This window comes from Streptomyces sp. NPDC051136, assembly GCF_044455745.1.
Taxonomy (GTDB): Bacteria; Actinomycetota; Actinomycetes; order Streptomycetales; family Streptomycetaceae; genus Streptomyces.
Genome location: NZ_JBITFE010000002.1, coordinates 642,488 through 664,002, shown reverse-complemented (window position 1 = coordinate 664,002; position 21,515 = coordinate 642,488). Strand labels below are relative to the sequence as shown.

Below are 21,515 nucleotides of genomic sequence, written 5' to 3'. Positions count from 1 at the left end.
GAATCGAAGCGCTTGCGCGTCAATGGTTCGCGCGGCGACGGTGACCGGCGTCCGGAGAAACACCGGGTGTCCCAGGTGGCCGGTGCGTGAATTCCGGCGGGCGGGTCGGCGGATCCGTGCCCCGTCGCGCCGCTCCCCCGCCACCATGGCCTCCCGTGTCACCGTCCTGAGGGGGAGCCGGACGTGAGTGTGTCGTGGGGTTCGGTGGCCGCCGTCCTGGGCCTGGCCGTGCCGGTGGCGGCCGCCCTGTGGGAGTTCGTGCTGGCGGGCCGCAAACGGCTCGGTTACCGCGTCCAGTTGGACACCACGATCCGGGACTCGGCCGCCTCGGGACCCGAGACCACGGTGCTTCAGCGCATGCAGTGGGACGGCACCGCGCTGCGCGACCCCTCGGTCGTGCTGCTGCGGATCGAGAACGCCGGCTGGAGTCCCGTCGTCGCCGGCGACTACGTGGCGCCCGCCAGCGACCCCGTGGGCATACGCATCGCCTTCCCCGGCCGGCGCGTGGTCGGCATGGCCGTCACCGAGCGCAGCCCCCAGGTGCCGCCCACCTTCTTCGTGCCGGGGGCCGAGGGGTTCGAGACGACGGGGAGGGTCATCAAGCTGCCCAAGGTGATACTGAACCGCAGGGCGCACTACAAGGTCCTGGCGGTGCTGGACCGCGAAGAGGGCTTCACCGACCCCGAGTTCCCCGAGCCGGAGGTCACCGCGGGGATCATCGGCGGAGTACGGGGCGGCGCCATCAAGAAGACCGCGTACTACCCCTTCGCCTCCCGGCAGGTCCGCTGGCTGCTCGCCTCGCTCATCCTGGTCAGCGCCACCCAGTCGGCGTTCACCCTGGGCGGGGGCGACGACGCCGCCGCGCCGCTGGACTGCGCCGCCGGGACCCTGTACCTGTCGGGCTCCACGGCCTTCGCGCCGGTGCTGCGGGAGGCGGCCGCGCAGTACGAGCGGACCTGCCCCGACGCCCGTATCCCGCTGAGCGCCACGACCTTCAAGGGCAGCGTCGACGGCCTCGACACCCTCGCCGCCGCCGGCGGGGAGGCCCGGCTGCCGGACGGCCGGGGCCTCGGGAACAGGCTCTCGTTCAGCGACGGACCGAAGTCCGAGGGCCGGCCGCGGCTGCTGCCCAGGCCCGTGGCGCTGTCCCTGTTCACCCTGGTCGTGCACGAGGACACGGGGGTCGAGGACCTCTCGCTGCGGCAGGTGCGGGACATCTACGCCGGGAAGGTCACCAACTGGAACCAGGTCAACGGCAACGACGTGCCCGTCCACCTGGTCAGCCGCAATCCCGGCTCGGGCACCCGGACCACCCTCGAACGGCAGGTCCTCGGCGGCCGTTCCGTCCCCGCGGTCACCACGCCCGACTGCGCCGGCCTGCGCCGCGACCGTCCGGGCCGCTGCGAGGTGGGCGGCACCGGGACACTGCTGGACACGGTGGCCTCGACCCCCGGCGCCCTGGGGCACAGCGAGGTCGGCGCCGCCGCCGCGCACGACGGTGTCCGGCAGATCCGCATCGACGGCTACCCGGCCACCCTGGAGGGCGCCGACCAGGGGGCGTACCCGTACTGGCAGACGGAGATCGCCTACACGTACGGCGAACCGCCGGCCGACTCCATCGCCGCGGGCTTCCTGCGCTATCTCGCCGACGAGGTGGGCAAGGACGTGATCCGTTCCAGGGGCCACCGGCCCTGCGCCGAGCTGGACAAGCCGCTGCTGTGCCGGCCGGACGGCGCGCCCGCCGCGCGGTGAGCGCGGCGGGCGGCCCGGTCAGGAACCGGGGCACTCCTGCCACGCCAGGTGGTACACGGTGCTGATGTCGCCGTCCGTCGAGTCCATGGTCATGAAGCTCACCTCGCCGGGGTCGGAAGTCCCGGCGCTCACCCGCAGCTCGGTGTTGATGTTGAAGTTGCGCTGGACCCCGCAGGGCGCCCAGACCAGCTGCGCCCAGTCGGTGCTGTCGGTGGCCTGCCAGTTGTCGTCGTAGGGACCGCCGAAGGGGTGGGTGCGGTACTCGGTGTTCGGGGAGCCCTGGAAGTAGTACGAGGCGCGCTGGGTGCCCCGGGCGCCGGGCCTCAGGGAGGCGAAGCCGCGGTAGTCCGCACTGGCGACGGCGTAGGTGAAGCCCTGCGGGACGTGCACCAGCAGGTTGAGCTGGCAGTTCTTGCGGAAGTCGGTGGGCGCGGAGTCGCCGCCCGCCCGGGCGAGATAGTCGCTGTAGGTGACGGTGAAGGCGGTGTTGTCCCCGGAGACGGCGACCGCCGCCGTGCCCTGCGGACAGCCGGAGCCGTTCACGGTGGCGACCTTGATCACGATCTTGTCCGGCGGCGGGTCGTCGAACCCGCCGGAGGGCTGGTGCTGCGCGGGCAGCACGGAGGTGAGGAGCGCGGCGACGGTGCCGCTCAGGAGCAGGCCGGTGGCCATGGGTCTCCCATCCCGGTCGGTGGGGGGTGGATGTCGTTGAATGCGTCCGCCATCTACACATGGTGTGCACATGACATTCACAGAACGGTCGCATCGTAGGGAGCGCGGCCGGGGAGCGGACAGATGCCCTCCCGGCCATTCACACCGGCCGGTTCCCACCACCACCCGGCTCACAGCCCGGCCTACGGGTTCTCCCAGGCCGCCGGTTCCGCGGCCAGCCGTCGCACCGGGTCCGGCAGGGCGTCCGCCGCGAGGTCCGCGATCGTCACGCCCTCCAGGATCCGGCGCACGTTGGCGCGCAGCGCCACCCACAGCGGCAGCAGGGGCCCGGCCGTGCCGGTGTACACCAGCCCCGTCGGCCGCTCGCCGCGCACCGAGACGATCGGGCCGTCCACGGTCCGGATCACGTCCGCCACCGTGATGGCCGACGCCTCGCGCGCCAGCCGGTACCCGCCGCCCCCGCCGCGCCGGCTCTCGACGACGCCGCCGCGCCTGAGGTCGCCGAGGATCCCCTCCAGAAATTTGTGCGGAATGTCCTGTGCGGCGGCCACGTCCTCCGCCCTGACCGGGGCATCGTCCTGCCGGACGGCCAGTTCCAGTACCGCCCGTACCGCGTAGTCCGCACGCGCCGAGATCCTCATGCCGACCATTGTGGCGTCCGCTGGGACAATGACCCGGCACAGGCGGTCCCGGGCAGCGGACGGGACCGGAGGTACGCGCGCAACAGGAGAGGCTCCCTTGGAGCTCAGCAGGCCCAGCAGGCTCGGCAGACGAGCGTTCACCGCCCTCGCGGGCACCACCGTCCTCGGACTCGCGCTCGGCGGCAGCGTGAGCAGTGCGGCGCTCCCCTTCTCCGGCGCTCCCGGCCCCGTCCCCACGGGGCCGCCGCCCGGCCCGCCCGGTGCCGACGGCCGGCGCCACCGGGTCGCCCTGGACCGGTACTCCCTGCTGGTGGACGGCAGGCGGCTGGCGCTGTGGTCGGGCGAGCTGCACCCCTTCCGGCTGCCGAGCCCGTCCCTGTGGCGGGACGTGCTGCAGAAGATGCGGGCGTACGGCCACAACGCGGTCAGCGTCCGGCTCGCCTGGAACCAGCACTCCGCCGCCCCCGGCGCGTACGACTTCACCGGGGTCCGCGACCTCGACCTGTTCCTGCGCACCGCCGCCGAGTGCTCCCTGTACGTCGTCCTGCACCCCGGCCCGTACATCGGCGCGGACGTGGACGCCGGGGGCCTGCCCGGCTGGCTGACCGCGGCCGGCGTCCGGGCCGAGGCCGCGGATCCCGCCTACCTGCGCCACGCCGACGAGTGGCTGAGCCGGGTCAACGCCGTCGCCGCCCGGCACCAGTTCACCCGGGGCGGCGGCACCGTGCTGCTCTACCGCGCCGACACCCCCGAGCGCGCCGGCCTCGACCGCCTGCGCGCGCGGCTGCGCGCCGACGGCATCGAGGTGCCGGTGCTGCACTCCGGCTCCCCGCTCGTCCGGGAGGAGCCGGAGCGGACCCGGGACGCCGCCGAGGCGCGACGGCTGCACCTGGACCGGCTGGCGCGGGGAAGCACGCTGCACAACGTCCGGATGGCGTTCGGCGGGACCTCCTGGGGGTGGCTGTCCGCGCCGTCGGCGCCCTCACCGACGTACGACCCGACCGCGGCGATCGACGAGGCGCGGCGGCCCACGGACAAGCTCGCGCCGCTCCACCAGCTCGGCCACCTGCTGCGGCACGTCCCGGACTTCACCCGGATGACCCCGGCGCCGGCCGTCCGGGCCGCGGACGACCGCATCCGGGTGCGGCACCTCGCCAACCCGGACACCGGCGCGCACGCGTACGTCCTGCGCAACGACTCCGCCACCGAGGTCACCTCGACGCTGCCGATGGGCGGGAGCGACGTGGAGGTCACCGTCCCGGCCCGGGACGCCAAGCTGCTCGCCACCGGGCTCCGCCTGGGCGCCGGGCGCAGGCTCGCCCACGCCACCGTGCAGCCCATGCTGTCCCTGAGCGTCGGGCCGCTGGACATCGCCGCGTTCGTGGGGCGGGCGGGCGAGATGGCGCACCTGGTCCTCGACTGCCCGAGCGAGCCGTGGCCGACCCGGCTGGACGAGGAGGCCGCCTGGGCCTTCGACCGCGGACAGCTGCACGTCACGGTGCCGCTCGCCCAGGACCGGCTGACCCGGGTGCGGGTGCGCAGCGGCGACTCCGACCGCACCCTGCTGCTGCTCCTCGCCGACGACGCCGCCTCGCTGCGGCTGTGGCCCTTCGAGACCCCGTCGGGCCGGATCCTGGTGCGCGGTCCCGAGCTGCTGCGCGACGCCGCGCTGGAGGGTTCCGTGGTCCGGCTGACCGGTGACACGGTCGGCGAGCGCGAGCTGGAGGTGTGGGCACCGCCCGGCATCACCGACGTCACCTGGAACGGCGCGCGGGTGCAGTCGGGACTGGGTCGCGCCCAGAGCCTGATGACCGTGTGGCCGCTGCCGGGCGTGCCCGAGCTGGTCCTGCCCGCGCTCGACGGCTGGCGGCGGCGCACGGAGAACTTCGAGTCCGAGCCCGGCTACGGCGACGAAGGCTGGACGGTCGCCGGCCGGCGCACCTCGCACAGCACCACGCCGGTCCCCGACGGGCAGCCCGTGCTCTTCGCCGACGACTACGGCTTCCACTACGGCGACGTCTGGTACCGCGGCCGCCTCACCGGGGCCTCCGGTGCGGAATCGGTGTCCCTCTCCTACCGCACGGGCGCGCACGGCCTGCTGATGGCCTGGCTGGACGGCGAACCGCTGGGCACGCACCGCCCGGAGCCCGCCCACGAGGGCGGCGGGGGCGGCGAGGACGGCCAAGGCACGTGGACGGCCACGGCGGAGTTCCGGCTGCCCGGGACCGCGCGCGAGGCGCTGCGCAGGCGGTCCGGCACGGACCCGGCGCCCGTGCTGGCCGTCCTGGTCCGGAGCACGCCGCACGGCCAGGACGCCTACCGGACGGCCCGCGGGCTGGTCTCGGCCCGGTTCGAGGGCGCCTCGCCCGGCGTGCGCTGGCGGATCATGGGCGCGGCCGCACCCGACCCCGTGCGCGGACCGCTCAACAACGGCGGGCTGTACGGGGAACGCCACGGCTGGCACCTGCCCGGGTACGACGACGGCGCCTGGGAGGTCGGGTCCCCGGCGGACGCGTCGGACGCGGACCGGCGTCAGGGCGTGACCTGGTACCGGACCACGTTCCGCCTGGACGTGCCGCCGGAGACGGACGCCTCCGTCGGCCTGGTCCTCGACGGCGCCCCGGAGCGGGACGTGCGCGTCCAGGTCTTCCTGAACGGCTGGAACATGGGCGCGTACGCGGGCGGCGCCGCGGGCGCCCCGCACACCTTCGTCCTGCCGAACGGCATCCTGCGCACCCGCGCCGCCGCCAACACCCTGGCCCTCGCGGTCCTGTCCGACGGCGGCACCGTGCCGGGACCCGGCCGGGTGCGCCTGGAACTGCTGGGCAGCGCGGCCGGCGGAGTGCCGGTGAAGCCCGTGCCCTCCCCCGGCCGGCGCCGCGGCTGACCCCGGTCCGGCTCAGCGCAGCCGGATCACGTTCCAGGACAGCGGCTCCAGGGTCGCGGTGAGCCTGCCCCCGTCCAGGGCGGTGCCGTCCACCGGGTGCGGGACGACGCGGTCGGGCTCGGCCAGGGTGTTGCGGGCGTCGGGATCGGCGTCCGCGAGGGCGCTGTGCTCGACGACCTCCGTCAGGTCCAGGGCGCCGAGGGCGACCTCCAGCGGGAGGGCCCCGGTGCGGGAGCGGTTGACGGCGAAGACGGTGACGGTGCCGTCCTCGGCGCGCACGGCGGTGGCGTGCAGCAGGTCGGCCTCGCCGTACTTGGCCGTCTCGTACACCGGCGAGTCCACCCGGACGTCGAGCACCTCGCCGCGGCCGTACCGGGAGGCCTGGGAGAAGGGGAAGAAGGTGGTCTGGCGCCAGGCCGGGCCGCCGGGCTCGGTCATGATCGGGGCGATGACGTTGACGAGCTGGGCGAGGCAGGCCACGGTGACGCGGTCGGCGTGCCGGAGCAGGGCGATCAGGAGCGAGCCGAAGACGACGGCGTCCATGACGCTGTAGTTGTCCTCCAGCAGACGGGGCGCCTCGGGCCAGTCGAGGACACTCACCTGGGCCTCGGTCCTGCTCATGTACCAGACGTTCCACTCGTCGAAGGAGAGGTTGATCCTCTTCTTCGACTTGAGGCGGGCGCCGACGTGGTCGCAGGTGGCGACGACGTTCTCGATGAACGACTCCATGTCCACGGCGGAGGCGAGGAAGGAGTCGACGTCCCCGTCGTGCGGTTCGTAGTAGGCGTGCAGGGAGACGTGGTCGACCAGTTCGTAGGTCTCCTTCAGGACGGTCGCCTCCCAGGCGGCGAAGGTCTCCATCGCCTGGCTCGACGACCCGCAGGCGACCAGTTCGACGTCCGGGTCGATCTGGCGCATGGCGCGGGCGGTCTCCGCGGCGAGGCGGCCGTACTCCTCGGCGGTCTTGTGGCCGGTCTGCCAGGGGCCGTCCATCTCGTTGCCGAGGCACCACAGGCGGATGCCGAAGGGGTCCTTGTCGCCGTGCTCGGCCCGCAGGTCGGACAGGGCGGTGCCGGCGGGGTGGTTGGCGTACTCCTGGAGTTCGAGTGCCTCGGCGACGCCCCGGGTGCCGAGGTTGACGGCCATCATGGGCTCGGCCTGCGGGCCGATCTTCCTGAGGAAGGCGATGTACTCGGAGAGGCCGAAGCGGTTGGTCTCGGTGGAGCGCCAGGCGAGGTCGAGGCGGCGCGGGCGGTCCTCCACCGGGCCGACGGAGTCCTCCCACTTGTAGCCGGAGACGAAGTTGCCGCCGGGGTAGCGCACGGCGGTGACGCCGAGTTCCCGGACGAGGTCCAGCACGTCCTCGCGCAGGCCGTCGGCGTCGGCGGCGGGGTGGCCGGGTTCGAAGACGCCGGTGTACACGCAGCGTCCGAGGTGTTCGACGAAGGAGCCGAAGAGCCGGGGATTGACGGCGCCGACGGTGAAGGCGGGGTCGAGGGTGAAGCGGGCGGGGCGCATCTTTTCCTTTCGGGGTGGGTGCGGCGGGTCCTCGTGCGGAGTTCTCTACTGGCCGGCCAGGCCCGTGTGGGCGACGCCCGCGACGATCTGGCGCTGGAAGAAGACGAAGACGACGATCAGCGGCAGGCCCGCCATGAGGCCGCCGGCCATCAGCTGGGCCCACTGGATGCCGTAGGAGTTCATGACGGTCGCGATGCCGTTCGGCATGGTCATCAGGTCGGGGTTGTTGGTGACCATGTAGGGCCACAGGAAGTTGTTCCAGGAGCTGATGAAGGTGAAGATGCCGACCGCCGCGAGCGAGGGGCGGGAGAGCGGCACGATGATCGTGAAGAAGACCCGCCAGCGGCCCGCGCCGTCGATGAAGGCGGCCTCCTCCAGCTCGCGCGGGATGCCCTGGAAGAACTTGTAGAGGATGTAGACCATCGCGGCGGGCGCGCACTGCGGCAGGATCATGCCCCAGTAGGTGTCGACCATCCCCATCTGCTGGACGCTGGTGAACAGCGGCACGCCGAGCACGGCGGGCGAGACCATGAGGCCCGCCATCACCAGGCCCATCAGGACGCCCTTGCCGCGGAACTCGGTACGGGCGAAGCCGTATCCGGCGAGCGCGGCGACCAGCAGCACGATCGCCGTCACGCACACCGACACCACGAGCGAGTTGACGAACCAGTCGGTGATGTTGCCGGTCTCGAACAGGGCCTTCCACGCCTGTCCCGTCCAGTCGTGCGGCAGCCAGTGCGTGGGGACCTCGACCGCCTCGGTCTCCGACTTGAGCGAGGTGAACAGGCCCCAGGCGAGCGGGGCGAGGAAGACGGCGGAGACGGCGGTGCCGAGCAGGGTGAGCACGATCTGGCCGGGTGTCCGGGCCCGGCGCGCCCCGGCCCGGGGCGGCTGCCGCGTGGCGGTGGTCATCGGGCGCCCTCCTCACGGTTGCGCAGCAGCCACATCCGGGCGAGGGCGACGGCCGCGATGAGCACGAAGAAGATGATGGAGATCGCGGAGGCGTAGCCCACGCGGTAGCTGGTGAAGCCCTGTTCGAGCGTGTACTGCACGAAGGTGCGGGTCGAGTCCTCGGGACCGGGGCCGAAGTCCTGCATGACGACGGCCTGGTCGAAGACCTGGAGCGAGGCGAGGATCTGGAGGGCGACGACGAGACCGGTGATGTTGCGCAGCATCGGCAGGGTGATGTGGACCGTGCGGTGCCAGGCGTTCGCGCCGTCCAGCCTGGCGGCCTCGTAGAGGTGGGCGGGGATCCCCTGGAGCGCGGCGAGGTAGAGCAGGAAGCTGAAGCCGACGGTCCACCACAGGGTGGTGATGACGACGGCGAGCATGGCGTACGACTTGTCGGTCAGCCACGGGGTGTCGAGGCCGAAGACGTGGTTGACCATGCCGGTGCCGGGGTTGAACAGCCACTGCCACAGGTTGGCGGCGACGGTGGACGGCAGCAGGAACGGCAGGAAGAAGCAGAGCCGCCACAGCCACTTGCCGCGCTCGATGTGGTGGGCCAGCATCGCGAGGAGGAAGGCGAGGACGGTGATGCAGGGCACGACGAGCAGCGTGAAGTACGCGCTGTGGCCGAACGCGTCCCACATCAGGGGGTCCTTCAGGGCCTCGCGGTAGTTGTCGAGGCCGATGAAGCGCGCGTCGTCGCCGGAGATGTTGGCGTCGGTGAAGCTGAGCCAGAGGCCGCGCAGCAGCGGCCAGACCACGAAGAGCGCGAAGAGGGCGAGGAACGGGGCGACGAACCAGCCGCCGTGCTGGAAGCCCTGTCCGCGGCGGACGCCGGCCCGGTCGGCGGCGGTCTCGGCGCGCGTCGGACGGATGACCGTCCCGGCGCTGGTGGTGGTCATGCGCCGGCACCTCCCTGCGCGGCGGTGCGGCCGTCCATGGGGTTCTTCATGGCGAGCAGTTCGGCGAGGGTGCTCTTCATCCGGCGGGCGGCGGCCTCGGGCTTCGCGGAGCCCGTCGTCGAGGAGACGACGACCGGGCCGACCCGCTGGGCGAGGATGCCGGTCGACCCGGCGAACCACACCTTGGGCTCGGTGGCCTGGTGGTCCATGGCGGAGACGTACTCGTTCTGCGGCCGCAGCTTCCGGTAGGCGGCGGTGGACAGGGTCGGCGTGTGGGCGGGGATGTGCCCGCCGGCCGCCCACTGCCGGGCGTGCCGGACGACGTAGGCGGCGAGCCGGTGCGCGCCCTCGTCGGTGGCGCCGCCGCGGCCGGCCTGGTGCGGGAGGACGAAGGAGTGCGACTCGGCGTGGGTGGCCCGCCTGCCGAAGACCGGCGGCAGCGGGGTGGCGCCGTAGTCGAGCTTCGCGGCGTCGAAGACGGGCACCGACCAGTTGCCCTCCCAGCAGAAGGGCGAGCCGTTGACGAACTGTTCGGCACCGGCGCCGCCGCCGAAGGCGGGGTCGGCGTACCCGTCGGCGACGTGCTTGCGCAGGAACTCCAGGACCCGGGCGGCCTTGTCGGTGTCGAAGGTGACCTCGGTACGGGCGTCGTCGAACCAGGTGCCGCCGAGCTGGGTGTAGAAGGCGACGAAGAACCACCACTGGAAGTTCTGGTCGTTGTGCCACAGGCCGATGGTCTGCAACCCCCTCGCGGTGGCCTTCCTGGCCTCCTTGAGCAGGTCGAACCACTCCTCGGGGGAGGTGACCGGCACGATCCGGCCGTCGTCGCCGAGCAGGCCCGCCCTCCTCAGCACGTCCTTGCGGTAGAAGCAGAGCTGGACATGGATGTCGAGCGGGAGGGCGTAGAGCTTTCCGTCGATGACCGCGCGCTTCCACAGCTCGGGGTTGAAGTCCTCCTCCCGCACGCCGTACTCGGCGAGCAGCGCGGTGTCCCAGGGGTCGAGGAGGCGGCCGGGCGAGAAGCCGGTGACCCGGCCGAGGTGCATGACGCCGAGGTCGGGCGCGCGGTTGCCGGCGGCGGCCATGGCGAGCTTGGTGTAGAAGGGGCTGCCCCACTGGAGGGTGGAGTCCTTCACCTCGATGCCCGGGTTGTCCCTGCGGAAGGAGTCCAGCATCGCGATCATGTTGTAGCCGTCGCCGCCGCTGAAGAGGTTCCAGTAGCGCACCCGGGTGTCCGCGCCCGAGGCGAGCGCGTCGGCGCCGGTGCCCAGCGCGGCGAAACCGAAGCTGCCCGCGACCGTCAGGCCGCCGGCCGCGGCCAGAAAGTGCCTGCGATCCAGGCCAGGTCGTCCCATGCCCTGCCCCATCTGTCGTTGTCCGCTCTGGGTTGCCCACAGAGCTGTTCGATATTTCGGATGGCGCCCGTAACTTCGAACGGGAAACGTAGGTGGGAAGCGCTTGCGCGTCAATGGTCCGGGCAGGATCCCGGCGGACTTCGCACCGGCCGGAGGGACCGGACGGGGGTGCCGTCTCGGCCACCCGGCGATCCGCGGGCCCCTGGAACTGGCCCGGACGGCACGCGGCTTGGCATATTGCAGGGGTGACCGGAGGACGGCCGGGGGAACGAGGAGACAGCGGTGCGTACCAGGAAGGAGATGCGGCGTCTCGCCGACGCCCTCATCGACCCCATCCGGGTGGCCGTGCCGGCCGATCCCGAGGTGCTGTTCGACGCACTCGTCGCCTCCGTCAGCGCGTGGCGGGGCCGCGAGGTGGTCGTGCACCGGGCCGCGTTCCCGCCGCACACGGCGAGCGGACTGTGGCTGGAGCGCGACGGCCACGACGACGTGGTGGTGGACGAACGCGCGGCCGTCTGGCATCAGATCGTGATCCTCTGCCACGAGGTCTGGCACATGAGCCGCCGCCGGGCCGAGGCGGACGGCGGGGCGGCGGGCTCCCCGGCGGGCGGCCGGAACCGGCCGGTGGCCGCGCGCACCGACTTCTCCCTGGCCGAGGAGCAGGAGGCGGACCGCTTCGGCATGCTGATGGGTACACGGCTGCGCGCCTGGCTGGACGCCTCCACCGACTCGGTGTTCGCGGCGGAGGGTAACGATCCGGCCAGTCCCGGAAGTCTCGCGGGCCGCATCGGTGCCGCGCTCAACTACCGCGGGACGACCGGATGAACAGCCTGATCAACTACCTGAGTTGCGGGGCGCTCTGGCTCGGCCTCGCGGTCAAGGCCCCCGACCTGCTGCGGCACCGGCACGACCCGTATCTGCGGGCCATCTGCGCGGTGCTGGGGCTGGCCGGGCTCTGCTTCCTGCTCGGTGCGCCGCCGACGGTCGGAGCAGTGAACCGGCTGAGCGGCGTGCCCAACCTCGCGGCGCCGCTCACCTACGCGGCCATCACCGGCTACTGCGCCGCCTCCCAGGTCCTCGTCGTGCACTGGCGCGGCGGGCCCCGGGTGCGGCGCACCGTCCGCCGGTGGACGCTCGCCTACACCGCCGTGGTCCTCGGCATCGGGGTGGCCTTCGCCCTCGGCGACGCGCCCGTGGAACGCCGCACCGACCTGGACACCTACTACGCGAGGACCCCGTTCATCGCCCAGATGATCGTGCTGTACCTGGTCGCGCACCTGACCGCGGTGAGCGTCACGATGGTGTCCGCGCTGCGCTGGGCCCGGCAGGTGCGCGGCGGGCTGCGGGCCGGTCTGGTGCTGCTCGGGATCGGCTCCCTGTGCGGCGCCGGTTACAGCGTGGCCAAGCTCGTCGCGGTGAGCGCCCGTTGGTCCGGTCACGACTGGTCGGCGCTCGGCACCACCGTCTCCCCCGCGGCGGCCGGTCTGGGCGCCCTGCTGGTGGTGGTCGGGGTGCTCGTGCCGCTGGTGGCGCCGTGGGCGGCCGAGTGGCGGCGGGCCGCCCGTGCGTACGCCCGGCTCGAACCGTTGGAGCGGGCGCTGGACGACCTGCTCGTGCGCCGGTCGCTGCGGCTGCCGCGCCCGCGGTTCGCCGCGCCCGCCACCCTCCTGATGTGGCGCCGGACGAGCATCCACAACGCACTCGGGCACCTGGACGCGTACGGCGACCGGGACCTGTACGACCGGACCCGGGCCGACGCGCTGGCGGCGACCGGGGACGCCGAGCTGGCCGGGGCGTGCGCCTGGGCCGCGGTGATCACCGACGCCCTGCGGCACGAGGCCGGTCCCGGGCGGGCGGTGCCGCCGGGGTCCCGGGCCGGCCGGTCCCCCGCACCGTCGCCGGATCCGGCGACCCTCGCGCGGATCGCCGACGTGCTCGCCGGCGCCGTACGGGTGCCGGCCGCGTCCGCCGTGCCGAGCGGCCGGACCGCGGCGGGCACCGCGTGAGGGGCCGCGACGGGTTCCCGGCCGGCCGTCGCACGGACGGCCGCGCGGTCCTTCGCACGGGCGTCGGGCACGGCAGGGACGCGGAAGTCCCGCACGAGAGGAGTGGTCGGACGTGAGTCTCGTCGTCTACCTGGCGGCACTGGTGTTCGGCATGACCTCGGTGCTGCTGTTCCGCCGCCCGCGCACCGCCGTCCGCAATCCGCTGACCCGGTCCACCTGCGTGGCGATCGTCCTCGGCGCGCTGGTCTTCGTGTGCGCCGCCCCGGCCACCCTCGGCACCGTCAACGAACTCACCGGCGTCACCAACTTCGGGGCCCCGCTGACCTACGGCATGCTCTCCGCGTACAGCTGTGCGGTGCTGGTGCTGCTGATCAACTGGCGGGGCGGTCCCCGCGCGGTGGTGCGGCGCGCGGTGGTGCGCAGCATGGCCGCCTACGGCGCGCTGGTGGCCGCCATCGTGGTGCTGTTCCTGCTCGCCGACGCGGACACCGAGCGGCTGACCGACCTCGACACGTACTACGCGGGCACCCCGTTCATGCGGGAGATGATCCTGCTGTACCTGCTCGGGCACAGCGCGGCGATGCTGGTGATGTGCGTCGTCTGCGTCAAGTGGAGCCGTGAGGTGGGCGGTCTGCTGCGGGTCGGGCTGCGGCTCATCCTGCTGGGCGGGCTGCTGGACCTGGTGGGGTTCCAGCTCGCCAAGTACACGGCGGTGGTGGCACGGTGGACCGGTCACGACCTCGACTTCCTGTCCACCACGGTGGCCCCGCCGATGGCGTCGCTGGCGGCGCTGGTGTGTTCCGTGGGGTTCGGCCTGCCCAGGCTGCTGCCGTCGGTGCTCGCGCACTGGCGGGGGCTGGACGACTACCGGCGGCTGGGGCCGCTGTGGTCGCTGGTGGGGTCGGTGTCCACGGCCCCCAAGCCGCCGGCCGCCTGGTGGCAGCTCCCGCGGGCCCGGTTGCAGTGGCGTGAGGTCTCCATCCACGACGCCCTGCTCGCGCTGGCGCCGTACTTCGACCACCGGGTCAGGGAGCGGGCGCGGGACGCCGCCCTGCGCGCGGGACGCTCCCCGCACGAGGCGCGGCTGACGGCGGAGGCGGTGATGCTCGCCGACGCGGCGCGCCGGGCCGCCGCCCACGAGGAACCGTCCGACTCCACCGGCTCCTACCGGCTGCACGCCACCGAAGTACCCGGCCCGAGCGGGCTGGTGGAGCTGTCGCAGGCGCTGCACCACCCGCCCGGCCGCCCCGGCGCGCCCGGCACGAGCCCGTCCGGCCTGACCGGAACCCTGACCGAACCCGAGGAGCCCCATGTCGCGTAGAGCTGTCGTCGTCGGTGCCGGACTGGCCGGGATGCTGGCCGCCGCCGTACTGGCCGACGCGGGCGTGGAGGACGTGCTCGTGCTGGACCGCGACGACCTGCCCGACGGTCCCCGTCAGCGCCGTGGGCTGCCCCAGGGGCGGCACGCGCACCTGCTGATGGCCGGCGGGCTGGCCGCGATGGAGGAGATCGTGCCCGGCGTGAGCCTGCGCAAGCGGCTGCTCGCCGCCGAGGCCCACGAGATATCCCTCAGCTCGGGCATGCTGGCCCGCACCCCCGAGGGCTGGCTGCGCCGCTGGCGGCGTTCGGGTCCCGTCATGCTCACCTGCACCCGGGCGCTGGTGGACTGGACGGTACGGTCCGCGGTGCTCGAACACCCGGCGGTCGAGGTCCGCCGGGCGGCCGTAACCGGGCTGACCGGCTCCGCGGGGCGGGTGCGGGGCGTGCGGGTGTCGGGGCCCGACGGGGAGGCGGACCTCGACGCCGACCTGGTCGTCGACGCGAGCGGACGCGGTACGCGGATCGTCCCCTGGCTGGAGCGGCTCGGGCTGACCGGCGTCCGGACCAGGACCGTGGACTCGGGGCTGGTCAACGCCTCGCGCCTGTACCGGGTGCCGGCCGGGGCGGAGCGGTTCCCGCTGACGATCGTGCAGGCCGACCCGTACGTCTCCCGGCCGGGCCGGAGCGCCATGGTCATGCCGGTCGAGGGGGACCGCTGGCTGGTCAGCTGCGGCGGCACGCGCGGCGGTGAGCCGCCGGCCGACCCGGAAGGCTTCCTGCGGTACACGCTCGGCCTGCCGGACCCGATCGTCGGCCGGCTGGTCTCCGGCGCCGAACCGCTCACCGACGTGCACTTGAGCCGGTCCACCAGCAACGTGCGGCACTATCTGGACAAGGTGCCCCGCTGGCCGGAGGGCCTGGTGGTCCTCGGGGACGCGCTCGGCACCTTCAACCCGGCCTACGGGCAGGGCATGTCGGTCGCCGCGTTCGGTGCCCGGGTGCTCGGCCGGGAGCTGGACCGGGCGGACCGGCTGGACGCGCCCGGCCTCGCCCGGCGGGTAGTGCGGGGCGCGGCGCGCCCGGTGGACGCGGCCTGGGCCATGGCCGTCGGGCAGGACGTGCTCTACCCCGCCACGCGCGGCGGGCGGCCGGGGCTCGCCGACCGGGCGGCGACGGCGTACACGCGGCGCATGACGCGGGCGGCCACCGGTTCCTTCGCGGCGGCCTCGGCGATCTGGGACGTCACCAGCATGCGTACGTCACCGGCCCGCATGTTCCACCCGTCGGCGGTCCTGGCCGCCCTGGCCGGGCCGTCGCTGCCCCCGCTGTCCGGACCGCCGCTCACCCCCGGCGAGCGCGCGGTGCTCGCCGGGCTCGACCGCGCGGGGGTGTGAGCGGGCGGCCGCTCCCGGTGGTCCCGGGGCACGGCCGCCGCCGCTCGTGACGCCGTCCGGCGGCGTCCCCCGCCTCACCCGGCGAACGCGGGCTGCGGCGTCCCCCGGCCCGCCCCCGGCACCACCAGCAGCGAGCCGGCCAGCGGGTGCGGGGACGACAGGCCCACCCGGGCCGTGGTGACGTACAGGTCGGTGAGGTCCGGGCCGCCGAAGGCGCAGGCCGTGACGCGCGGGACGGGAAGGGTGATCACCCGGTCCAGCGCGCCGGACGGGGTGTAGCGGCGCACCGCCGAGCCGTCCCACAGGGCGACCCACACGCAGCCGTCGGCGTCGACGCACAGGCCGTCGGGGAAACCCGCGCCGTCCTCGATCGTGGCCAGGGGGCGGCGGTTCGCGACCCGGCCGTCCCCGGCGACATCGAAGACGTCGATGCGGCGGGTGGGGGTGTCGTTGTAGTACATCAGCCGGCCGTCGGGGCTCCAGCCGGTGCCGTTGCTCACCGTCACGTCGTCGAGGACGGTCTCGGCGGTGCCGTCGCCGGTGAACCGGGACAGCGTGCCCCCGCCGCGCGCCTCGTCGTAGCGCATGGTGCCCGCCCACAGGCTCCCGTCGGGGGCGACGGCGGCGTCGTTGCCGCGGCGGCCGGGGACCGGCTCGCGGTGCAGCCAGCGGAAGGTGTCGTCGGGGTCGACCAGGCCGATTCCGTCCCGGAGGTTGAGGACGAGCCCGCCGCCCGTGCGGGGCTTGACGGCGCCCACGTGCTGGTCGGTGCGGCGCAGCGTGCGCCGGCCGGTGGCCGGGTCGTAGGTGTGGACGCGGGAGTTCAGGATGTCGAGCCACAGCAGGCGGCCCGTCGCCGGGTCCCAGGTGGGGCCCTCGCCGAGGGCCGCCTCCGCGTGGACGGCCACCTCGAAGACCGTGCCGTTCGTCGTCATGCCGCGCTCCTGTGGCCGAGCCGCTCGGAGAGGTCGGCGGCGCCCTTGACGGCCAGCTGCTCCAGTTCGGCGCGGCGTTCCTCGCTCCAGCGGATCATAGGCACCGAGATCGACAGCGCGGCGACGACGCGGCCGGTGCGGTCGCGGACCGGGGCGGCCACGCAGGAGACGTCCGGGTTGGACTCGCGGCTCTCCACGGCGGTGCCCCGCTCGCGGATCACGGTCAGGGCCTCGCGCAGGGCGGCCGGGTCGGTGATGCTGTTCGGGGTCATCGCGGCCAGCTCGGCGCCGTCGGGGAAGCGCGCGGCGACCTCCGGCTCGGGCAGGGAGGCCAGCAGCATCTTGCCGACGGACGTGCAGTGCGCGGGCAGCCGGCGGCCGGCCGCGGAGACCATGCGCACCGCGTGCGTGGAGTCGACCTTGGCGATGTAGATGACGTCGGTGTCCTCGAGGATCGCCACGTGCACCGTCTCGTCGCAGGTCTCGGCGACGCTCCGGGCGACCTGCTGGCCCTCCGCGGCGAGGTCGAGGTGCTCGGCGTAGCGGGCGCCGAGCTGGTACGGACGCACGCCGAGCCGGTAGCGTCCGGACTGCCCGGGGACCGGGACGATGTACTTGCGGGCGGCGAGCGTGGTGACCAGCTCGTGCACGGTGGTGCGCGGCAGCTGGAGCCTGCGCACGATGTCGGGGGCGGAGAGCGTGCCGTCCCCGTCGAGGAAGAGCTCCAGTATGTCGAGAGCCCGGGTCACGGCCGGCACGAGGCGTCCCATGTCCAGCCCCCTCCCTAGATTGTTCGAGATTTCAACAGGCGGTCGGAATCGCGAACACAGGCTACTCATATCGCGTTTGCCTGGGCAATGGGCGGGTTCCGGCCCGTGCGCCACCGCCAGGGTCCGCCGCGTCCTCGGGAACGGGGCCCGTGGGGACGGGGCCCGCAGGGACGGCCGCCGCGCCGGCCGTCCCGGTCCGCGAAGGCGGTCGCCGGGCCCACCGGCCTCGTCCGCGAAGGCGGTCGCCGTGCCCGCCGTCCCCGTCCGTGAAGATGGTCGGCATGCCGACCGGAAAGCAGCCCGCAGGACCGTTCACCCCGCGCGACTTCCAGCTGGTCCTGCTGCGCCGCATGGCCGACCACAATCCCGGCCCCGTGGAGGACGCCCGCCGCGCGCTGGGCGCCTCGGTGGCGGACATGCGCGAGGCCAACAGACGCTGGCAGGCGATGCTCCGCTCCCCCAGGTCCCGTTCGGCCGCCGCGCGGTACCGCTCGGTCCTCGGGGAGCCGGACTCGGTGGCACGCCGCCGGATCGGCGACCTGGAGTGCGAGGCCCGGCAGTGGGCGCTGCCCCTCTGGCCCGACCTGCGTTTCGAGGTGCTGGTCGCCGACCGGGGCGTGGTGTGGAACGAGTGGCTGGTCCGCGCCCCCGGCTCCCCGGGGCCCGCACTGCGCACCCTGGACGACCTCACGCCCTGGTCCTGCACGGTCGACGAGGCGGCCCGCGCCTTCGCCCCCGCCCGGCCGCTCCAGGGCTCGGCCCCGACCCGTTGGGGGCTTGCCTTCACCGCCCCGGACCGGGACGGCGTACGGCACGAGGTGGTCGCCGAGTTCACCTGGGGCCTGCTCCAGCGCACCGCGCCCGGCGGGTGACGCGGGGCCCGCGAGTCGCGTGACGGCGGACGGTCGGTCGTCCTCCGGGTCCCGGTCCGGCGGGCGGACCTCGGCGACCGTACGGACGTGGCGGCGCGTCGCGGCGGCGGCCTACCGGGACTGCCGGACGGCGACGGCGACGGCGACGGCGACGGCGACGGCGACGGCGACGGCGACCAGGATCGCCCGGTGCCGAGCCGGGGACCGGGCGGAACGACCGGGACGACCGGGACGACCGGGACGACCGGGACGGCGCGGGTTCCCGGCCGGTGTCGGCCGGTACTGGCCGGTGCTGCCGGGCCCGGATTCGGGGAGGCCCCCTGGCGGATCCGGCGCGATCCGGCAGCCTTGTACGACAGTCCCGGACAACAGCAACGACGGGCAACAGCTCTCAGGCACCAGCTAAGGAGTACTCCGCGTGTCCTCTCTCTTCCCGGCCCTCTCCCCGGCGCCGACGGGCGCTCCGGGCGAACGGCCCGCGCTGCGGTTCGGCGAGCGCTCCCTGACCTACGCGGAACTCGCCGCCGCGGCGGGCGCCACGGCCGGACGGATCGGCGGTGCCCGGCGGGTCGCGGTCTGGGCGGCCCCGGTGATGGAGACCGCCGTCGCCGTGGTGGCGACCCTGCTGGCCGGGGCCGCCGCCGTCCCCCTCAACCCGAAGTCCGGCGACGGCGAACTCGCGCACATCCTCACCGACAGCGCGCCCTCCCTCGTCCTGGCGCCCCCGGACGCCGGGCTCCCGCCCGCCCTCGCCGCCCTGGAGCGCGTCGACGTGGACGTGCGGGCGCGCGGGACCGTCCCCGAGGACCGCGCCGGCGAGGGCGACCCCGCGCTCGTCGTCTACACCTCCGGCACCACCGGACCGCCCAAGGGCGCCGTCATCCCCCGGCGGGCGCTGTCGACGACCCTGGACGCGCTCGCCGACGCGTGGGAGTGGACCGGCGACGACGTACTGGTGCACGGGCTGCCGCTGTTCCACGTGCACGGCCTGGTCCTCGGCGTCCTCGGCCCGCTGCGCCGGGGCGGGTCCGTACGGCACCTGGGCAGGTTCTCCACCGAGGGTGCGGCGCGGGAGCTGAACGACGGCGCGACCATGCTGTTCGGCGTGCCGACGATGTACCACCGGATCGCCGAGACGCTCCCCGGCGACCCGGAGCTGACGAAGGCCCTCGCCGGGGCGCGGCTGCTGGTGTCGGGGTCGGCCGCGCTGCCCGTGCACGACCACGAGCGCATCGCCGCCGCGACCGGCCGGCGGGTGATCGAGCGGTACGGCATGACCGAGACGCTGATGAACACCAGCGTGCGCGCCGACGGCGAGCCGCGCGCGGGGACGGTGGGCGTGCCGCTGCCCGGTGTGGAGCTGCGGCTCGTGGAGGAGGACGGCACGCCGATCACGGCGCTGGACGGGGAGAGCGTCGGCGAGATCCAGGTACGCGGCCCGAACCTGTTCACCGAGTACCTGAACCGCCCCGACGCCACCGCCGCCGCCTTCACCGAGGACGGCTTCTTCCGCACCGGCGACATGGCGGTGCGCGAGCCCGACGGCTATGTCCGCATCGTCGGCCGCAAGGCCACCGACCTGATCAAGAGCGGCGGTTACAAGATCGGCGCCGGGGAGATCGAGAACGCCCTCCTCGAACACCCGGCGGTGCGGGAGGCCGCCGTCACCGGGGAGCCCGACCCCGACCTCGGGGAGCGGATCGTGGCCTGGATCGTCCCGGCCGACCCCGCCGCGCCGCCCGCCCTCGACACGCTGGCCGGCCATGTCGCGGCCCGGCTCGCCCCGCACAAGCGGCCCCGCGTGGTCCGGTACCTGGAGGCGCTGCCCCGCAACGACATGGGGAAGATCATGAAGCGGGCGCTCGACCGTGGCTGAGCGCCCGGCGGCGGCCGGACGCGCGACCGCGCGGGAGTTCCTCGCCCTCGTCACCGACGACCTGTCCTTCACCGAACTCCCCCACCCGGACGGCGCGTGGCCGCCCGACGGCCCCCTCGGCTGGCCGGGTTACGACACCGCGCGGGCCCGTGCCGCCGCGCGGACCGGCGAGGAGGAGTCCGTCGTGTGCGGCACCGGCCGCGTCGGGGGCACCCCGGCCGTGCTGATCTCCTTCGAGTTCGGCTTCCTGGGCGGCTCGCTGGGCAGCCGTACCGGCGACCGGCTGGAGGCGGCGTACACGTACGCGCGCGAACACCGCCTGCCGGTCGTGCCGTTGGTCGCGACCGGCGGCAGCCGGATGCAGGAGGGGATGCTCGCGCTGACCCAGCTCCAGCGGGTGGCCCGGCAGTCGGCGCTCACCCGGGCGGCCGGGCTCGCGCAGGTCGCGGTGGTGCGGGACCCGGCGACCGGGGGCGGCTGGGCGACGCTGGGCGCGGGCGCCGACGTGGTCCTCGCGCTGCCCGGCGCCCAGGTCGGCTTCGCCGGTTCGCGGGTCCGGCCGCCGGACGCCGACCCGGCGGCCTACACGGCCGAGGCGCAGGTGGCGGCGGGCAGCGCGGACGCCGTCGTACCGCCCGGCGAGCTGCGCGCGACGCTGGGGCGGTGGCTGCGCCTGCTGACGGCGCCCTCCGGCGACCCGGCGCCGGTGCCCGAGCCGCTGGGCGCGCGGGACCTGCCGTCCGGCGGCTGGGACGCGGTCCTGCGGGCCCGCGCTCCCGGACGCCCGCGCGCCCGGGCGTACCTGGACGCCTACTTCACCGACCGCGTCGCCCTGTCCGGGGACCGCTGCGGGGGCCGGGACCCGGAGGGCATGCTCTGCGGCTTCGGCGAGCACGCGGGGCGGACGGTCGCCTACGCCGCCCAGACGGGCGCGGCGACCCGGCCCGCCGGGTACCGCACCGCGACCCGGCTGGTCCACCTCGCGGACCGGCTCGGCATCCCGGTGCTGACCCTGGTGGACACGCCGGGCGCGGCCAACGACGCGGAGGCGGAGCGGCAGGGGGCGGGACCGGCGATCGCGGACCTGTTCGGCGCCGTGGCCTCGGTGCGCACGCCGGTCACCACGCTGGTGATCGGCGAGGGCGGCTCCGGCGGTGCGCTGGCCCTGGCCGCGCCCGGTGCAACCTGGGCCACCCCGGACAGCTACTTCTCCGTCATCGCGCCGGAGCACGCCGCCGCGATCCTCAAGCGCCCGCCGGGGGAGGCGGAGACGATGGCCCGACAACTGCGCATCACACCCCAGGAGTTGGCCGAACTTGGCGTGATCCGAACAAGCGAGCAGTTGTTCCCTGGAACAGGTGATCGTCGCTCTGGAGAGCGCATGTGACTGCAGGGACCAACGATACTTACGGTGTGCGAACGGCGGGCTGCAGACCGTAGTCGGCGCACATGTCCCGAGTACGTCCCGGCGGGGCCCCGCGGGTCCCGCACATGAACAGCGCAAGGAGCTGCACGATCATGAACCTTCTCACCGACATCCTCGCCGGCCTCGTCCACTTCGTCGGCTGGCTGGTCTGACGGTCCGAGAACCCGGCGGCGCCGCCTCCCCGTCCCAGGGAGGCGGCGCCGTCCGCGTGTCCGCGCCCGGGCACGGGCGCCGGACGGTC

The 21,515-nt window shown here is 74.3% G+C and carries 18 protein-coding genes; 10 read left to right on the top strand and 8 right to left on the bottom strand.

What is annotated here, in order from left to right; translation table 11 throughout:
* Positions 1-183: 183 nt before the first annotated feature.
* The gene (locus tag ACIBCJ_RS08470; protein ID WP_365979180.1) at positions 184-1,752 is read left to right on the top strand and encodes a substrate-binding domain-containing protein; all 1,569 of its coding nucleotides are present in this window, start codon (positions 184-186) and stop codon (positions 1,750-1,752) included.
* 18 nt (positions 1,753-1,770) lie between these two features.
* On the opposite strand, the gene ACIBCJ_RS08465 is transcribed toward ACIBCJ_RS08470, so the two are convergent.
* Both ACIBCJ_RS08465 and ACIBCJ_RS08460 read right to left on the bottom strand, forming a co-directional pair.
* A complete protein-coding gene (locus ACIBCJ_RS08465; protein WP_362099140.1) occupies positions 1,771-2,424 on the bottom strand; it encodes a DUF4360 domain-containing protein in 654 nt (217 codons plus the stop codon).
* Between the two features lie 182 nt (positions 2,425-2,606).
* On the bottom strand, positions 2,607-3,065 hold the full coding sequence (locus ACIBCJ_RS08460) for an Rrf2 family transcriptional regulator (RefSeq protein WP_362099143.1): 459 nt from the start codon (positions 3,063-3,065) through the stop codon (positions 2,607-2,609).
* A 97-nt stretch (positions 3,066-3,162) separates the two neighbouring features.
* On the opposite strand from ACIBCJ_RS08460, the gene ACIBCJ_RS08455 reads away from it, so the two are divergent.
* Complete coding sequence (locus ACIBCJ_RS08455; RefSeq protein ID WP_365979179.1) at positions 3,163-5,952, top strand: beta-galactosidase; 2,790 nt, start codon at positions 3,163-3,165, stop codon at positions 5,950-5,952.
* A 12-nt stretch (positions 5,953-5,964) separates the two neighbouring features.
* Here ACIBCJ_RS08455 and ACIBCJ_RS08450 read toward each other — a convergent pair whose 3' ends face one another.
* The 4 genes from ACIBCJ_RS08450 to ACIBCJ_RS08435 are packed head-to-tail and all read right to left on the bottom strand — an operon-like array spanning position 5,965 to position 10,675.
* On the bottom strand, positions 5,965-7,470 hold the full coding sequence (locus ACIBCJ_RS08450) for an alpha-N-arabinofuranosidase (protein ID WP_365979178.1): 1,506 nt from the start codon (positions 7,468-7,470) through the stop codon (positions 5,965-5,967).
* A 45-nt stretch (positions 7,471-7,515) separates the two neighbouring features.
* Positions 7,516-8,382 (bottom strand): carbohydrate ABC transporter permease, encoded by an 867-nt coding sequence (locus tag ACIBCJ_RS08445; protein WP_362099152.1) that lies wholly within the window; start codon positions 8,380-8,382, stop codon positions 7,516-7,518.
* Positions 8,379-9,320: a sugar ABC transporter permease gene (locus ACIBCJ_RS08440; RefSeq protein WP_365979177.1), complete on the bottom strand. Its 942-nt coding sequence runs from the start codon at positions 9,318-9,320 to the stop codon at positions 8,379-8,381. Before ACIBCJ_RS08440 ends, ACIBCJ_RS08445 begins: the two co-directional genes overlap by 4 nt.
* Positions 9,317-10,675 (bottom strand): extracellular solute-binding protein, encoded by a 1,359-nt coding sequence (locus tag ACIBCJ_RS08435; RefSeq protein WP_365979176.1) that lies wholly within the window; start codon positions 10,673-10,675, stop codon positions 9,317-9,319. Before ACIBCJ_RS08435 ends, ACIBCJ_RS08440 begins: the two co-directional genes overlap by 4 nt.
* A gap of 282 nt (positions 10,676-10,957) precedes the next feature.
* Here ACIBCJ_RS08435 and ACIBCJ_RS08430 point away from each other — a divergent pair, with 282 nt between their 5' ends.
* The 4 genes from ACIBCJ_RS08430 (at position 10,958) to ACIBCJ_RS08415 (ending at position 15,395) form a co-directional block, all read left to right on the top strand.
* The gene (locus ACIBCJ_RS08430; protein WP_362099161.1) at positions 10,958-11,500 is read left to right on the top strand and encodes a toxin; all 543 of its coding nucleotides are present in this window, start codon (positions 10,958-10,960) and stop codon (positions 11,498-11,500) included.
* Entirely contained in the window at positions 11,497-12,681 is a 1,185-nt protein-coding gene (locus ACIBCJ_RS08425; protein ID WP_365979175.1) for an MAB_1171c family putative transporter, read from the top strand. The genes ACIBCJ_RS08430 and ACIBCJ_RS08425 overlap by 4 nt, the downstream gene beginning before the upstream one ends.
* Positions 12,682-12,793: 112 nt before the next feature.
* A complete protein-coding gene (locus tag ACIBCJ_RS08420) occupies positions 12,794-14,002 on the top strand; it encodes an MAB_1171c family putative transporter (protein ID WP_362507777.1) in 1,209 nt (402 codons plus the stop codon).
* Complete coding sequence (locus ACIBCJ_RS08415; protein ID WP_365979174.1) at positions 13,992-15,395, top strand: FAD-dependent monooxygenase; 1,404 nt, start codon at positions 13,992-13,994, stop codon at positions 15,393-15,395. Before ACIBCJ_RS08420 ends, ACIBCJ_RS08415 begins: the two co-directional genes overlap by 11 nt.
* A gap of 74 nt (positions 15,396-15,469) precedes the next feature.
* On the opposite strand, the gene ACIBCJ_RS08410 is transcribed toward ACIBCJ_RS08415, so the two are convergent.
* Positions 15,470-16,330, bottom strand: a complete 861-nt coding sequence (locus ACIBCJ_RS08410; protein WP_362507783.1) for an SMP-30/gluconolactonase/LRE family protein — start codon at positions 16,328-16,330, stop codon at positions 15,470-15,472.
* A complete protein-coding gene (locus ACIBCJ_RS08405) occupies positions 16,327-17,100 on the bottom strand; it encodes an IclR family transcriptional regulator (RefSeq protein WP_362099175.1) in 774 nt (257 codons plus the stop codon). The genes ACIBCJ_RS08410 and ACIBCJ_RS08405 overlap by 4 nt, the downstream gene beginning before the upstream one ends.
* Before the next feature lie 281 nt (positions 17,101-17,381).
* On the opposite strand from ACIBCJ_RS08405, the gene ACIBCJ_RS08400 reads away from it, so the two are divergent.
* From ACIBCJ_RS08400 to ACIBCJ_RS08385, 4 genes are all read left to right on the top strand, one after another.
* A complete protein-coding gene (locus ACIBCJ_RS08400; RefSeq protein ID WP_362099178.1) occupies positions 17,382-17,972 on the top strand; it encodes a hypothetical protein in 591 nt (196 codons plus the stop codon).
* Positions 17,973-18,390: 418 nt separating this feature from the next.
* Complete coding sequence (locus ACIBCJ_RS08395) at positions 18,391-19,848, top strand: acyl-CoA synthetase (RefSeq protein ID WP_365979173.1); 1,458 nt, start codon at positions 18,391-18,393, stop codon at positions 19,846-19,848.
* Positions 19,841-21,235, top strand: a complete 1,395-nt coding sequence (locus ACIBCJ_RS08390; protein WP_365979172.1) for a carboxyl transferase domain-containing protein — start codon at positions 19,841-19,843, stop codon at positions 21,233-21,235. Before ACIBCJ_RS08395 ends, ACIBCJ_RS08390 begins: the two co-directional genes overlap by 8 nt.
* 62 nt (positions 21,236-21,297) lie before the next feature.
* On the top strand, positions 21,298-21,426 hold the full coding sequence (locus ACIBCJ_RS08385) for a hypothetical protein (protein WP_279588475.1): 129 nt from the start codon (positions 21,298-21,300) through the stop codon (positions 21,424-21,426).
* Positions 21,427-21,515 lie beyond the last annotated feature (89 nt).